The sequence below is a fragment of the Rhizobium sp. WYCCWR10014 genome, assembly GCF_001657485.1.
Lineage (GTDB): Bacteria > Pseudomonadota > Alphaproteobacteria > Rhizobiales > Rhizobiaceae > Rhizobium.
The window spans coordinates 95,275-109,392 of the sequence record NZ_LXFU01000046.1; the positions used below are offsets into that span (position 1 = coordinate 95,275).

The window sequence follows — 14,118 nt, forward strand, 5'->3', positions numbered from 1 at the left end:
TCCTCAAGTGCGGGTCCGAGGATTAACCGAAACGGCGGGAGCAGAAAAGCCCGTGAAGACGGACTTCCTTCCGATTGACGCATATGAGGCTGGCCACCGTTCGGGGCAGCCCTAGATCGGGGAGAGGGCACAATGTTTCCGGAGGGTGACATGAGCGAAATTCCGACGATCAAGCCGCGGCGCAAAGGCCGCAGCGGAATACAGGCTATGCTCATTCCATCGCTGCAGATGGTCGCAGAGCAGATTCGATCAGCACCGGAAGGTGTGCTTACCGACGTCGGCGTTCTCCGCCGTCGTCTCGCTGACCAATATCGGGCGGATGCCTGTTGCCCGGTAACCGTGCAGCGGCATTTGCGCGCGATCGCCGAACTGTCCTTCGGCGCATTGGAGAAGAGTGAGCCGGTTTCGACGGTCACGCCCTATTGGCGCATCGTCGATCCCGCAAGCCTGCTTGCGAACCGTCTTGCCGGCGGCCCCACCTTTATCCGGGAGCGTCTGGCCGCCGAAGGTTGGGAAGGAAGCGGAATAGTAGCCGGCATAGCGGACGCGCGAAAAAAATCCGCTTAAGGGCGATTTCCGGGCCGCAAAATTTCAGCAAAGGCCGAATCTCGCAAATAAAATTGTCGATATAAATTATAGATTTCATCATCATGGCATTCATCACTGACAGGTCGACCAGCCGAACAGGCTTGGCACCATGAAAAAGGGGAAAGTCATGATTTCACGTCGACAAACGCTCGGGCTTTTCGCAGCGACCGCGGCTACGGCAATCCTGCCGGCTGTCAGGCCGGCACGCGCTGCTGCCAGCGAGTTCCGTATCGGTTGGCAGAAGAACGGCGTGCTGGCGCTCGCCAAACGTCGCAGCGCACTTGAGAAGCGGCTTGCCGATCGCGGCATTACCGTCAGCTGGTCGGAATTCACCTCCGGCCCGCCGCTTCTCGAAGCATTGGGCGCCGGCGCTCTCGATTTCGGCGCGACCGGCGATGTGCCGCCGCTCTTTGCCCAGGCGGCCGGCGGGCAGCTCTATTATGTCGGTCTCTACAAGGGTAGCCCGGCAGCCTCGGCCATCCTTGTGCGCAAGGATTCGCCCATCAAGACGCTTGAAGACCTCAAAGGTAAAAAGGTCGCTTTCAAGCGCGGCTCCAGCGCGCATAATGTAACCGTCAAGGTTCTGCGCAAGGCAGGCCTGAAGCCCGAAGATGTCGAGCAGCTCGATCTTTCGCCGCCGGATGCCGCCGCTGCGTTCAAGAATGGCAGCATCGACGCCTGGTCGATCTGGGATCCTTATCTGGCGATTGCCGAAACCGATCCGGAAACACGTATCCTGACGACCGCCGAAGGCATCGTCGACTCCTACAGTTTCTTCCTCGCCAATCGCGATTTCACCGATGCCAATGGGCAAGTGGTCGTCGACGTGATCGATGAGCTCGGCAAGGTCGGCACGTCTGCCCAGAGCAATCTCGACGAGACGGTGAAGGAACTTTCCGAGATCACCGGCGTGCCGGTTGACGTGACGCGCGTAACATTGACGCGAAAGGGCGCCGATCTCGGCAGCGTCTCGACCATCACCGATGCCGCCGCCGCCTATCAGCAGGCGCTCGCCGACGAGTTCTACGGGCTCGGTATCCTGCCGAAGAAGCTCGTGACCGGCGATATCGTCTGGCGTCCCAAGGCGAGCTGATTTTCCGGCCAGGACCAAGATTTCCACGAGGCGGCATGGAGAGGGTCTTCATGCCGCCGAACCGGAAAAATATTCTCCAAATCGGAATATAATAGCAAATTGATATTGTCGATCTAATTGGTGGTCTATGTCAGTATCCTGACGATCGACGCGGACACCGAAAGGCGTCGGCCAGCCACCATCCGATCGACAGGGATATTTCAGTTGCTCACGCATAGATGGACAGCCGGCCTTATTACAGCCTCCGCCACCACCGCGATCCTCCCAAGCATTCGCGCGGCGGCGGCGCGGAGTGGGCAGACAGTCTGCGTGTCGCCGCTTGCCAGCGGCCATCTCGACCGCGCGAGTTGATTTTCGAATTCCGCAGCTAAAGGACCGTCTTCCAATGACCACCATCTCCCATACAGGCACATCCGAGCCCATCAATTTCCTCTGGTTCATCCCGACATCGGGTGATGGCACCTATCTCGGCTCCTCCGATCTCAACCGCGCGCCCGAGATCGGTTATCTCACGCAGATCGCCCAGGCCGTCGATAGGCTCGGCTATTCCGGCGTGCTGCTGCCGACCGGGGTTGCCTGCGAAGAATCCTTCGTGACCGCCGCAGCCCTTGCCGCCAAGACCGAGAAGCTGCAGTTCCTGGTGGCGATCCGCCCCGGCACGGCATCGCCCGCCTATTACGCGCGTCTGGCGACGACGCTCGACCGCATCTCCAACGGCCGCCTGCTGCTCAATATCGTCGTCGGCGGCAGCCCGGCGGAGCTTGCCGGTGATGGCATCCATCTTGAGCATGACGAGCGCTACGCCCATGCCGAGGAGTTCTTCACCGTTTTCGAGGAGCTGCTGGAAAAGGGAACGGCAAGCTTCGACGGCAAATACATAAAGGCGACCAATGCGCGCCTCGGCTTCCCCTCGGTGCAGAACCCGCGCCCGCCGCTCTATTTCGGCGGCTCGTCGGATGCCGGTATCGATTTCTCCGTCGGCCGTGTCGACAAGTACCTGACCTGGGGCGAGCCGCCGGCACAGGTTGCCGAGAAGATCACCAAGGTGCGCAAGGCTGCCGGCGAACGCGGCCGCGAGGTGAGCTTCGGCATTCGTCTGCACTTCATCGTGCGCGAAACCGATGATGAAGCATGGGAGGCGGCCGAGCGGCTGATCCGTCATCTCGACGACGATACGATCCGCGAGGCGCAGGAGCGATTCGTCCACGAGTCCGACTCGGTTGGCCAGAAGCGCATGGCCGCCCTCCATGGCGGGCGCCGCGACAAGCTCGAAGTCTCCCCGAACCTCTGGGCCGGCGTCGGCCTGGTGCGCGCCGGCGCGGGCACGGCGCTGGTCGGCTCGGCGAAGACGGTGGCAGCGCGCCTTCGCGAGTATCAGGAGATCGGCATCGATACGGTGATCGGCTCCGGTTATCCGCATCTCGAAGAGGCCTATCGCGTCGCCGAACTGCTTTTCCCCGAACTCGGCATTACCCGCGAGCAGCAGCGCCTGGGCTTCAACAACGAGTTCGGCCGCAAGCAGGTCTTCGCAGGCGGCAGCCATGGCGGCAATCTGAAAGTCGTTTCCGGCTCCTGAGCTCGAACAGAGCGTGACACCGTCGCAAGCCGTTCAAGGCTTGCGGCATCCTGCTTTCGATAAGTGCGAGGACAATGCATGTCGACTTTCGATACTCCGTTTGTACGGTCTGTCGCTTCCGAAAAGGCCGGGAAGGCGGGTCTGCGCCTGCCGTTGCCCGGCCTGGAGAAGCTGACGCCTTACTTAGTGCCGGTGGCGATCGTGGCATTCTGGCAGCTTGCCTCCTCTGTCGGCTGGATCTCGTCGCGCATCATGCCGTCGCCGGCCGATGTCGGCCTTGCCTTCTGGTCGACGACGGTTTCCGGCCAGTTGCCGAATGACGTGCTGGTCAGCGCCGGCCGCGCCTTTGCCGGCCTTCTCGTCGGCGGCTCGATCGGCTTCCTGCTCGGTATCGCCAATGGCGTGTCGCGTATGTCCGAGCAGCTGACGGATACGACGCTGCAGATGCTGCGCACCATTCCGCATCTGGCGATGATCCCGCTCGTCATCCTGTGGTTCGGGATCGGCGAGGAATCGAAGCTGTTTCTGACCTCGCTCGGCGTGCTCTTCCCGGTTTATCTCAACACCTATCATGGGGTGCGCAATGTCGATCGCGATCTGATCGAGATGGGCAAGGTCTATGGCATGGGCAATTGGACGCTGTTCCGCAAGGTGATCTTTCCCGGCGCGCTGCCATCGATCTTCGTCGGCCTCAGGTATGCGCTGGGCATCATGTGGCTGACGCTGATCGTATCGGAATCGATCGCCGCATCCTCAGGCATCGGCCACATGGCCAACAATGCCCGCGAATTCATGATGACTGACGTCGTCGTGCTCGCCCTCGTCATCTATGCCGTGCTCGGCAAGCTTGCGGATGTCATCGCCCGGGTGCTGGAGCGGCGGCTGCTCGCCTGGAACCCGGTCTATCAGAAATAGGAGAGACGCCATGACATCGATCGCACATGAGCGTTTTCACGCCGTCGTCGAAGAGCCAGCTTATGCGCGCGAAAACGCGCCGGCAGTGGGCCGTAGTGCGCCCGCGGCGATCAGCCTGACGGGGCTTGAAAAGAGTTTTGGGGCCAACCGCGTGCTGCGCGGCATCAATCTGCATATTCCGGCCGGCCAGTTCGTCGCCGTGATCGGCAAGAGCGGCTGCGGCAAGAGCACGCTGCTGCGCATCCTGATGGGCCTCGACGAGCCGAGCGCCGGCGAGCTGCATTTCGAGGATGCCGACGGCGCGCGGGCGAGCCCGAACGCGCGCATCGTCTTTCAGGAGCCGCGGCTGCTGCCCTGGCTCAGTGTCGCAGACAATGTCGTCGTCGGGCTCGGCGACGGCATCGACAGCCGGGCGGCGGCAAAGGCGGCCGATGCCGTGCTTGCCGAAGTCCAGCTTGGCGAAAAGACCGGGGAATGGCCGGCGCGGCTTTCCGGCGGGCAACGGCAGCGCGTGGCGCTGGCGCGGGCGCTGGTCAGCCGGCCAGGCGTGCTGGCGCTCGACGAACCGCTCGGCGCCCTCGATGCGCTGACGCGAATCAGCATGCAGGAACTCATCAACCGTGTCTGGCGCGAACTCGGCTTCACCGCCGTGCTCGTCACCCATGACGTCAGCGAGGCGGTGCATCTCGCCGACCGGGTCATCGTGCTCGACGAGGGTCGGATCGCACTCGATCTTGCCATTCCCTATCCGCGTCCGCGCCGGCACGGCCATCCTGGCCTCGCCGAGCTGGAAGGCCGGCTGCTTGCCGCGATTCTCGGCACCGACGGCGGCCATTGATCCCAGGGCTAATCGCGACGCTGCATGACCTCGGCATGGGCGAGGCGTGTCGATGGGGGCATGCATGCCCAATGGCGAAAATGCATAGCCGCTTGGGTATGTGAAATTCAGCCGCTTCTCCGCGCTGCCACACGCGCTAAATCAAACAATATTCTCTCGAGTTGTTTTACGTCCAGCTTGACTCACTCATACCTCCATGGCTATACGTCAATCCATAGCCAACGGGGTATGGATTGTAGATGTCGGACACCCAAGACGTGCTCTTCAGAACGCTCGCCGATCCGACCCGGAGGGCTCTTTTCGAACGGCTGTGCCGCGAAGGAGAGAAGACGGTCGGGGCTCTGACGGCTCGGGCCGGGGTCTCGCAACCAGTCGTCTCGAAACATCTCGGAATCCTGAAGCAGGCCGGATTGGTCCGCGACCGCCATGAAGGTCGCCAGACCCACTATAGCGCCCAGCTCGGTGCGCTGGCGCCGCTGGTCGACTGGACAAGTGAGATGGCGGGCTTCTGGCAAAATCGGTTCGACCAGCTGGAAGATCTACTGAAAAGGATGGACCAATGAACGAAACCCGTTCCGTCATCGTCGAACGAGAGATCCCTTTTCCGCCGGAAAAGATCTGGCGCGCGCTCACCCAACCGCATCTGATCGCGGACTGGCTGATGAAGAACGATTTCGTGCCGGTCGTGGATCACCGTTTCAAGCTGAGCGCAGATTGGGGCTCCGTCGACTGCCAGGTCCTGGAAGTCGAGCCGAACAAAACCCTGTCTTATACCTGGGCTGCCTATGATCTCGTGAGCATCGTCACCTGGACTCTCACGCCCACGGGCGCGGGCACGCAACTGCGTATGGAGCAATCGGGCTTCCGACCGGATCAGCGTCAGGCCTACGGGGGCGCCAGGAGCGGGTGGGAGCGGTTCTTTGCAAATCTCGAGCAGGTCCTGGCGCGGATAGAGTGAGACCGCTGCCAAAACGGATCACGTCATCGGCTTCGGCTCGTTTTCGCAGGAGGTTCCCTTGAATTGGAATAACTGGCTTCGGCAAATCCACCGCTGGCTGTCCATTGCCTTTACGCTGGCCGTCATAATTAATATCATCGCGATGGTGCAGGAGAAATCATCGGTCTGGGCGGGCCTCATGGCGCTGCTGCCGCTGACCTTGCTGCTGCTCACCGGTCTCTACTTGTTCGCGCTGCCATATGCCACCAGGTGGCGCGGCGCAGGACGCAGCGGAGGGTAGGAGTGAAGGCAATGTCCGGGAAGACATCCAAGACCGCAGCAAAGGTCACAAAGAAGACAGCCGCCAAGCCTGATACCGCGGAGCCGGTCCTTCTCTCGGGCGGCAACCCTCAGATCGCCAAGGGTTACGGCGACGCTCCCGTGCAAGCCTATATCGCCGCCATGCCCGGCTGGAAGAGTGACGTCGGGCATCGCCTCGATGCGCTCATCACCCGCACGGTGCCCGGGGTGTATAAGGCTGTGAAATGGAACTCGCCCCTCTACGGCATCGAAGGGCAGGGCTGGTTCCTCGGTGTCCATTGCTTCGCGAAATATATCAAGGTTGCTTTCTTCCGCGGCACGTCGCTCAGCCCCATCCCGCCCGGCGAGTCCAAACAAAAGGAAGTGCGTTACTTCCACATCCATGAAGAAGACCAACTCGACGAGGCTCAGCTCGCCGCCTGGGTGGAACAGGCCAGCCAATTGCCCGGCGAACGAATGTGAACGGACACTAGCACGATGCGTAGATTCAAAGCGTTTGAGCGTCCTTGTGCGTCCGAAAGGACGTACGCGCTCTAGGCCATCAGCACTTAAGGGATGGAGGGGAGATATCGATGAGGAAAGCCATGGCAACCCTCAAGAAGAGCGGCTCCAGCGAAGAGAAGGACGGAGACTCTCCTTCTCGTTTGATCGATGCGAGAATCGAGGAGTTGAGCGATTGGCGCGGCAAGACGCTCGCTCGGGTCCGAACTCTCATCAGGCAGGCCGAGCCCGACGTGGTCGAGGAATGGAAGTGGAGAGGCGTTCCGGTGTGGGAGCACGCCGGGATCATCTGCACCGGCGAGGCCTACAAAAGCGTGGTGAAACTGACCTTCGCCAAGGGCGCCTCGCTGGAGGACCCTTCAGGTCTTTTCAACTCCAGCCTTGACGGCAATACCAGGCGCGCCATCGATTTCCACGAAGGCGACGAGATCGACGAGGAGGCGTTGAAGGCGCTCATTCGCGGTGCTGTCGCACTCAACACTTCAAAGCGGGCCGCCGCACGTTCTGCCGGCTCGCGGAAGAAACCAAGCAGCGCTTGAGGCTTGGCTTATTTCGCCTGAAACGCGTCGCGTCAAACTTGTCATGCGAGGCGATTTGGTTTTGCGCGACATGCGATCAGTGGATCGGGCTTTCCTCGCGCTCGAGGAAGAGTTCCAGAGTGTCCAGGCCGATCTCGGTGCCCTGGAGGCGGGCGCCGTTATCGGCGTAGCCGTCGAGGAAGACCACCTGTTCGGTAAAGACCATTTTCGTGCCGCCGGGTGCGGCTTCGAAGGCAACGGTTGCGAGCGACACGGAGATGCGGCTTTCCCCAAGCTTCATCTCATAGGCATAGATGATGCGGGCATCGGGCACGATATCGATGTAATGGGCGTCATAGGCGTGGAGAAGGCCGTCAGTATCGGCGACGTAGTTCCTTTCCGCGCCACCGGGGCGGAAATCGAGCCCGTAGTCCAGCGGCACCCACTCGCCATGGCAGGCGAACCATTGCCGTTTGGATTCCGGTGTTGACCAGGCGCGGAAGGCGCGGGAAATCGGCGCCTTGAGATGGCGTTCGATGACGAGAGTGACGTGTTCGGCGGATCGTGTCGTCATTCGGGAAGGGTCTCCGTTTCATTGGCGAGAAAGTGGTCCAGCCTGTCGAAGGTGGTCGTCCATTGGATCTTCCGCTGTTCCACCCAGCGCTCGACGGCGGCAAGCGCGTCCTGCTGCAAGCGGTAGGTTCGCACCCGGCCGGATTTTTCGGAGAGCACGAGGCCGCTCTCCTCCAGCACCTGCAGATGTTTCATCACCGTCGGCAAGGCAACCGCGAGCGGTGCGGCCAGCTCGGTGACGGAGGCCGGGCCGCGGCCGAGGCGATCGATCATGCCGCGGCGACTGCGATCGGAAAGCGCATGGAACATGCGGTCGAGATTCGCCTGGCTTTCGATCATCCCGCCGCATCCCGGAAGCGGGCCGGCAGCCTCTCTTTGTAGGGATAGAACTTGAAGTAGGGGCGGGCCTCTTCCAGCGCCCTTGCAAAGGACGGGCGCGCCAGCAGCCGATCGTAATATGCGCGAAGGTTCGGCCGTTCCGGAGTGAAGGGGATCAGCGTCTCGGCATAGAAAAGCGCGGGGGCGGCGGCGCAATCGGCCATGGTGAAGCCGTCACCTGATATCCATTGCTTGTCGGCGAGCTGCTTTTCGATCATCGCATAGGCGGTTGCGAGCGTCGCCTTCGCGGCGGCCACCTCGATTTCGTCCGCCGTGCCCTCGGGGCGTCGGCGATTGCTGACGATGGTCTGCATCGGCGCCTGGACATAGTGGTCGAAAAAGCGGTCCCAGAGGCGAACCTGCAGCGCTCGGTCGATCTCCAGCGGCAGCAGGCGAACGGGGCCGGGATAATACTGCTCGAGATATTCGATGATGATCGATGTCTCGGGAATGGTGCTCTCGCGCGCCTCGTCCCGCAGCAGCGGCATCTTGCCGATCGGCCAGAAGCGAAAGAGATCGGCGCGCGAGCTTTCGTCGGAAAGATCGACGATGCGATTCTCGAAGGGAGTGCCGTTTTCATAAAGCGCGATCAGCACTTTGTGGCAGAAAGAGGCGAGCGGATGCCCATAGAGCACGAGCGACATGCGGCGACCTTTCTATCGTTGCGGTAAACTTTACCGATCGACTAACTATCAGGTCGTGACGCATCACGCAATAAATACTTCGCCAACCGTGCAAGTATTCCGCCAGCCAATATATCAGGTGTTGGCGTCAGCCATCATACCGGGCGATCACCAGATGGCCTGGTGTCGGCTGGCCGTTTTCCATGCGCACGTTGATATCCGATATCTCGATGAGTTCGAAGCCGGTGGCCGTCAGGCGTTCTCTGACATAGGCGTCGGCATGGGCGAAGCGCTGGTGTGGGCCGACCATGTAGGCGCGGCCGGCGAGTATTTCCTCGGGCAGGGTTTCAGAGGAGAAGATGAACAGGCCGCCCAGCGTCAGGTTCTCGGCGGCGCCGAAGAACAGCGGTTCGAGCGCGCCGAGATAGGGCAGCACGTCGGTGGCGGCGATGATGTCGAAGGCTTCCTCGTCGTTGTCGTCTAGGAAATCCTCGACCTCGGCGACGAAGAGCGTCTCGTAAAGATCCTTCTCATGGGCAATCTCGACCATCTTCTCCGATATATCGATGCCGGTCATATCAGCGCAGAGGTCGCGCAGCGCGCCGCCGGTGAGGCCCGTGCCGCAGCCGAGATCGAGCAGCCGCTTGAACGGTCCGAGCTTCAGCGCCTGCAGGCGTTGGCGCACCAGCATCGGCACGTGATAGCCAAGCTGCTCGACGAGCACGTCCTCGAAAACCTCGGCATGCTGGTCGAACAAGGTCTCGACATAGGCGTCGGGCGCCTTGACCGGCGTTTCGCCGCGGCCCATCGCGGCAATGCGCACGGCCGCACCGCCGTGATCGTCGGGATCGAGTGCCAAGACTTCCTCATAGGCTGCAACGGCGGCGTCGACATCGCCGGCCTTTTCCAGCGCCAGCGCGCGGTTATAGGCCTCGCCAAGAGCTTCTTCGTCGATCTTCTTTGCCATCGCAGTCCATCGTCCTTTTGTTTCAGGCATGCGTCTAAGGCGGCTTTCGATGTTTTGCAATGGCGCGATTACGGGCGCAGAATGGCCGAAAAGAAGACCAAGGGAGGAAAGGCCATGAAAACGGAGCCAGAGAGGACATCATCGGCGAGGGAAGGAGAGACCGGCCGGGCATATCTGCTACCTACGACACCAAATGAGGTCACCAACACGCTCAGCCATTATTACCGCGGTGAACTCGGGCGGATGACGAGCTGGCGCGACCGCATCGACCGAACGTCCAACTGGGCGATCACCGTGGTCGCCGCACTCCTCTCGGTGTCGCTGTCGACGCCGACCTCGCATCACGGAGTGCTGCTGTTCGGGATGATGCTGGTGACGCTGCTTCTGATGATCGAGGCGCGGCGCTACCGCTTCTTCGATATCTATCGCGCTCGCATTCGCCAGATCGAGCGCTGCTATTTTGCGCAAATCCTGGCACCCGACGCCAATGCCGGCAGCGAATGGGCGGTGGTGGTCGCCAGAAGCCTGCGCAAGCCGCGCTTCCTGCTCAGCTATCAAGAGGCGATGCACCGCCGGCTCAAACGCAATTACGGCTGGATGTACTTCATCCTGTTGCTCGCCTGGTGCCTGAAGATCTCGACGCCGAAGCTGCAGACGGAGGGCATGCCGGCGCTGCAGGCGCAGTCATGGGCCTATGTCATCGACAATGCCGTGCTCGGGCCGATTCCCGGCCTTGCGGTCATTGCAGTCGTCATCGCCTTCTATCTCGGCATGCTTGGTTTCGCCTTGCGCCCGGATCGCGACGAAGGCGAATTCGGCCATGGAGAGGCGCATGTCTGATGCGGCCTACGGCGCCCCGTCTTTTCAGACGCGCCAAGGACGCTGTAGCACTTCGAGTTGCTGCATGATGTCTCGCGAAAACCGCTCACGGCTTGCGGTATCGTGCTCAGAGCCGCTCAGTGCAGGATGAACTCGCCCTTCAGTGCCCGCCACTCGGTTGCCGAGATCAGCTTGCGGTGGATGTAGCGCACCGAATGCAGTGGCCCGTCCAGCTTCTCTTCCCAGAATTTCAGGAAGCCGCGCATTTCAGGAAAGTCGGGGGCGAGGTCGTAATCCTGCCAGACATAGGTCTGTAGGATCACCGGGTGGTCCGGCAGACGGTAGAGGATCTGGGCGGTCGTCAGACCATAGCCCTTCAGTTGTTTTTCCATGTCCTTGTGCATCGTATTCCGCTTCTTCTTGTTCCCACTCGCGCGCTTATTAGCGCTGCATGATATGGAAACATGCGAGTGGTTAACGGAAGCTTTACAGATACTTCGTAAAAGGACAATTTATTTTTGATATCAATGGTTTGGCAGCATCGTCCCAAGAGTGCTGCCAAATTGGTTTTTGTTTGATGAATGCCATTATCCCAAAGCCCCGACACAGTTTTTGGCGTCACGCATCAGCGCTTGAGGTGCCGGGTCAAGCGGGCCTCGAACCAGGCCCAGAGATGGCGCAAGGCCTCAACGATGGTGAGGTAGAAGATCGCCGCCCAGAGATAGGTCTGGTAGTCGAAGGTGCGGGAGAAGGCGTAGCGGGTTTCGCCCATCAGGTCGAGCACGGTGATGATGGCGACGACCGCCGAGCCCTTGATCAGCAGGATGATCTCGTTGCCATAAGGTCGAAGTGCGACGATGAGAGCCTGCGGCATGATGATCTTGCGGAAGGCGATGAACTTGTGGATGCCCAGAGCATTCGCCGCCTCGTGCTGGCCATGCGGCACGCTTTCGATGGCGCCGCGCAGGATTTCCGCCTGGTAGGCCGCGGTATTTATGGTCATGGCAAAGAGGCCGCAATACCAGGCATCGCGGAAGAACCACCAGATGCCGACGGCCTCAAGCTGCGGTCGGAATATGCCGAGGCCGTAATAGACCAGGAACAGTTGGGCGAGCAGCGGCGTGCCGCGGAAGAAATAGATGTAGCCGTAAGCCAGCGCATTCAGCAGCCGGTTCTTTGACATGCGCGCCACGGCAAGCGGCAGCGATAGGATGGCGCCGCAGATGACGGAAATGAAAACGAGGCTCAACGTTATCCAGAGACCATGTAGGTAACGCGGCCCGTAGCGGGCGAATTTTTCGGGATCCCAGCCGTTGACGACGGAGATCACCAGCAGCGCGCCCAATACAACCCAGACGCCGACGAGAATATAGCCGACTACGCGCGCCGGCGTCATCGGCTTCATCACCTCGCGGGGTGCTGGCTGCGGCGGGATCAGCGTTTCGGCGTAGCTCATCGACGGATCTCCGATCGCTTGGCCCAACGCTCGACATAGACGAGCAGAAAGGAGGAGAGGATGGCGAGCACCAGATAGAGGCAACAGGCCAGACCATAGAAAAAGAAGGGTTCCTTGGTCACCCGCACGGCGACGCTCGTCTGCCGCAGGATATCGGCAAGGCTGATGATCGAGACGTAGGAGGTGTCCTTCAGCAGCACCATCCAGAGATTTGTCAGGCCCGGCAGCGCGATGCGCACGAGTTGCGGCAGGATGATCAGGCGTAGCGTGCGGCCGCTATGCAGCCCAAGCGCGTCGCCTGCCTCATATTGCCCCTTGGGAATGGCGCGGAAGGCCGAGAGCAGCACTTCCGAACAGTAGGCGGAGAAGACGACCGAAAGCGCGATGACACCGGCGAAGAAGGCGTTGATCTCGACCGGTGGTCCGTCATAACCGACGAAGGTCAGCATCGACTGGATCAGCATCTGCATGCCGTAATAGATGATGAAGAGCGTCAGAAGCTCCGGCAGGCCGCGAAAGATCGTCGTGTAGATACCTGCCGCCAGCCGCAGCGGCTTTTCCTCCGACTGCTGGCCGAGCGCCACCAGGAAGCCGATGGCGAGCCCGATCGGCAGGGTGACGATCGCCACCGAAACGGTGACCTGCAGGCCAAGCGCGATCTCGTCGCCCCAGCCGGTATCACCGCAGGCAAGGATCGTCGACTGACCTAACCAGGTAAAGATGCCAACGGGTCCGCACAGCGGATCGAAAATGTGCACAATCCAGCTCCAGAAGGAGCCCAGCGCGGAAAATAATCCGCCCATGCGAGAATTCCCCTCACGGCTTTTGCCGTTTTAATCTTGCCATCTTTGTCAAACAAAAATGGCGGAAGAGCAAGCCTCCCGCCATTACCTTCATCGGCCGGATAGCGAATTTCTTATTCGCCGTAAACGTCGAAGTCGAAGTACTTGTCCTGGATCTTCTTGTACTCACCGCTGGCGCGGATCGCAGCGATCGCCGTGTTCAGCTTTTCCCTGAGCGGATCGCCCTGGCGGATAGCAATGCCTGCGCCGTTTCCGTTGATTTCCTTGTCGACCGGCAGGGTCGTCAGGATCTTGCAGCAAGCGCCGGCGTCGGACTTCACCCATTCGGAGAGAACGACGACGTCGTCGATGACGGCGTCGACACGGCCGCTGGCAACGTCGAGCTTGTATTCGTCGGCGGTCGGATAGAGCTTCAGCTCGGTGTCGGCGAGATGCTTCTCAGCATAGTTGGCGTGCGTCGTGGAGGTCTGCGCGCCGATCACCTTGCCCTTGAGGCCGGCGACGTCGGAGATGGTCGAATCCTTCGGCACGGCAATGGCCGGCGGGGTGTTGTAGTATTTGTTTGAGAAATCGACGAGCTTCAGACGCTCCGGGGTGATCGACATGGAGGAAACGATCATGTCGAACTTCTTGGCATTCAGAGCCGGGATGATGCCATCCCAGTCGGTGCTGACGAAGGTGCATTCGGCCTTCATTTCAGCGCAGAGCGCCTTGGTAATGTCGATGTCGAAGCCCTGGATTGTGCCACTGGCATCGACGAATTCGAAGGGCGGATAGGTCGAATCGGTGCCGATCACATATTTCTCGCCATCGGCCAAGGCCGAGCCGGCAAAAAGGGACATCGCCGCGATCGAGGCTGCCGCGAAAATACGGGTAGAGTTAAGCATGAGGATCCTCTCTGTTGGTAGCCGTCGCTCCTTTTTCTGTTGGGCTGACGGCCGCAGTTCAACGGTACTGAGACCGCCTTGCGGCGATAATCAGACTTTTTTTCATGGAATTGCAACACAAATCCCACCGCAATTGTGCGGTGCAAATAGCAGGCGAGATGAACGCCGGCAGACTGCAACATTCACGCGAGGTTAATCCCCACCTTCCTAGAACCGGAACAAATCGGCGGCTCGGCAATTGCCATTCCGCCGTTTCGCCTCAATGCGAAGCTAGGGGCGGAACCAGGGCCTTGCGGCCTCAAGAAGCTCAAACAGGATCGAGGAA

19 protein-coding genes are annotated in these 14,118 nt (G+C 60.6%); 11 read left to right on the plus strand and 8 right to left on the minus strand.

The window, feature by feature from the left end:
* The first annotated feature begins 150 nt into the window (after positions 1 to 150).
* The 10 genes from A6U98_RS25630 to A6U98_RS25675 all read left to right on the plus strand — a co-directional run bounded on the left by A6U98_RS25630 (position 151) and on the right by A6U98_RS25675 (position 7,308).
* Positions 151 to 567: a hypothetical protein gene (locus A6U98_RS25630; RefSeq protein WP_064653880.1), complete on the plus strand. Its 417-nt coding sequence runs from the start codon at positions 151 to 153 to the stop codon at positions 565 to 567.
* Positions 568 to 715: 148 nt separating this feature from the next.
* The gene (locus A6U98_RS25635; protein WP_064653817.1) at positions 716 to 1,681 is read left to right on the plus strand and encodes an aliphatic sulfonate ABC transporter substrate-binding protein; all 966 of its coding nucleotides are present in this window, start codon (positions 716 to 718) and stop codon (positions 1,679 to 1,681) included.
* 385 nt (positions 1,682 to 2,066) lie between these two features.
* On the plus strand, positions 2,067 to 3,257 hold the full coding sequence (gene ssuD / locus A6U98_RS25640; RefSeq protein ID WP_064653818.1) for an FMNH2-dependent alkanesulfonate monooxygenase: 1,191 nt from the start codon (positions 2,067 to 2,069) through the stop codon (positions 3,255 to 3,257).
* Between the two features lie 78 nt (positions 3,258 to 3,335).
* A complete protein-coding gene (gene ssuC / locus A6U98_RS25645) occupies positions 3,336 to 4,172 on the plus strand; it encodes an aliphatic sulfonate ABC transporter permease SsuC (RefSeq protein WP_064653819.1) in 837 nt (278 codons plus the stop codon).
* Between the two features lie 10 nt (positions 4,173 to 4,182).
* Positions 4,183 to 5,010 (plus strand): ATP-binding cassette domain-containing protein, encoded by an 828-nt coding sequence (locus tag A6U98_RS25650; RefSeq protein ID WP_064653820.1) that lies wholly within the window; start codon positions 4,183 to 4,185, stop codon positions 5,008 to 5,010.
* Positions 5,011 to 5,249: 239 nt separating this feature from the next.
* Positions 5,250 to 5,573, plus strand: a complete 324-nt coding sequence (locus A6U98_RS25655) for a metalloregulator ArsR/SmtB family transcription factor (protein WP_003540367.1) — start codon at positions 5,250 to 5,252, stop codon at positions 5,571 to 5,573.
* Complete coding sequence (locus A6U98_RS25660; RefSeq protein WP_064653821.1) at positions 5,570 to 5,968, plus strand: SRPBCC domain-containing protein; 399 nt, start codon at positions 5,570 to 5,572, stop codon at positions 5,966 to 5,968. The genes A6U98_RS25655 and A6U98_RS25660 overlap by 4 nt, the downstream gene beginning before the upstream one ends.
* Positions 5,969 to 6,026: 58 nt before the next feature.
* Entirely contained in the window at positions 6,027 to 6,248 is a 222-nt protein-coding gene (locus tag A6U98_RS25665) for a hypothetical protein (protein WP_064653822.1), read from the plus strand.
* Positions 6,249 to 6,259: 11 nt separating this feature from the next.
* The gene (locus A6U98_RS25670) at positions 6,260 to 6,730 is read left to right on the plus strand and encodes a DUF1801 domain-containing protein (protein WP_028741178.1); all 471 of its coding nucleotides are present in this window, start codon (positions 6,260 to 6,262) and stop codon (positions 6,728 to 6,730) included.
* Between the two features lie 110 nt (positions 6,731 to 6,840).
* On the plus strand, positions 6,841 to 7,308 hold the full coding sequence (locus tag A6U98_RS25675; protein WP_064653823.1) for a DUF1801 domain-containing protein: 468 nt from the start codon (positions 6,841 to 6,843) through the stop codon (positions 7,306 to 7,308).
* A gap of 76 nt (positions 7,309 to 7,384) precedes the next feature.
* On the opposite strand, the gene A6U98_RS25680 is transcribed toward A6U98_RS25675, so the two are convergent.
* The 4 genes from A6U98_RS25680 to A6U98_RS25695 all read right to left on the minus strand — a co-directional run bounded on the left by A6U98_RS25680 (position 7,385) and on the right by A6U98_RS25695 (position 9,828).
* Positions 7,385 to 7,861, minus strand: a complete 477-nt coding sequence (locus tag A6U98_RS25680; RefSeq protein ID WP_064653824.1) for an SRPBCC family protein — start codon at positions 7,859 to 7,861, stop codon at positions 7,385 to 7,387.
* On the minus strand, positions 7,858 to 8,199 hold the full coding sequence (locus A6U98_RS25685) for a metalloregulator ArsR/SmtB family transcription factor (protein ID WP_064653825.1): 342 nt from the start codon (positions 8,197 to 8,199) through the stop codon (positions 7,858 to 7,860). The genes A6U98_RS25680 and A6U98_RS25685 overlap by 4 nt, the downstream gene beginning before the upstream one ends.
* Positions 8,196 to 8,882: a glutathione S-transferase family protein gene (locus tag A6U98_RS25690; RefSeq protein ID WP_064653826.1), complete on the minus strand. Its 687-nt coding sequence runs from the start codon at positions 8,880 to 8,882 to the stop codon at positions 8,196 to 8,198. Before A6U98_RS25690 ends, A6U98_RS25685 begins: the two co-directional genes overlap by 4 nt.
* 127 nt (positions 8,883 to 9,009) lie before the next feature.
* Entirely contained in the window at positions 9,010 to 9,828 is an 819-nt protein-coding gene (locus tag A6U98_RS25695; protein ID WP_064653827.1) for a methyltransferase domain-containing protein, read from the minus strand.
* Positions 9,829 to 9,942: 114 nt separating this feature from the next.
* Here A6U98_RS25695 and A6U98_RS25700 point away from each other — a divergent pair, with 114 nt between their 5' ends.
* Positions 9,943 to 10,668 (plus strand): DUF2270 domain-containing protein, encoded by a 726-nt coding sequence (locus A6U98_RS25700; protein ID WP_064653881.1) that lies wholly within the window; start codon positions 9,943 to 9,945, stop codon positions 10,666 to 10,668.
* 116 nt (positions 10,669 to 10,784) lie between these two features.
* Here the strand turns inward: A6U98_RS25700 and A6U98_RS25705 are convergent, their stop codons facing one another.
* The 4 genes from A6U98_RS25705 to A6U98_RS25720 form a co-directional block, all read right to left on the minus strand.
* Positions 10,785 to 11,051: an usg protein gene (locus tag A6U98_RS25705; RefSeq protein WP_003540344.1), complete on the minus strand. Its 267-nt coding sequence runs from the start codon at positions 11,049 to 11,051 to the stop codon at positions 10,785 to 10,787.
* A 221-nt stretch (positions 11,052 to 11,272) separates the two neighbouring features.
* Positions 11,273 to 12,103 carry an ABC transporter permease gene (locus tag A6U98_RS25710; protein ID WP_064653828.1) on the minus strand — a complete coding sequence of 277 codons (831 nt, stop codon included), beginning with the start codon at positions 12,101 to 12,103 and terminating at the stop codon, positions 11,273 to 11,275.
* Positions 12,100 to 12,906: an ABC transporter permease gene (locus tag A6U98_RS25715; protein WP_064653829.1), complete on the minus strand. Its 807-nt coding sequence runs from the start codon at positions 12,904 to 12,906 to the stop codon at positions 12,100 to 12,102. The genes A6U98_RS25710 and A6U98_RS25715 overlap by 4 nt, the downstream gene beginning before the upstream one ends.
* A 113-nt stretch (positions 12,907 to 13,019) precedes the next feature.
* Complete coding sequence (locus tag A6U98_RS25720; RefSeq protein ID WP_064653830.1) at positions 13,020 to 13,793, minus strand: transporter substrate-binding domain-containing protein; 774 nt, start codon at positions 13,791 to 13,793, stop codon at positions 13,020 to 13,022.
* Positions 13,794 to 14,118 lie beyond the last annotated feature (325 nt).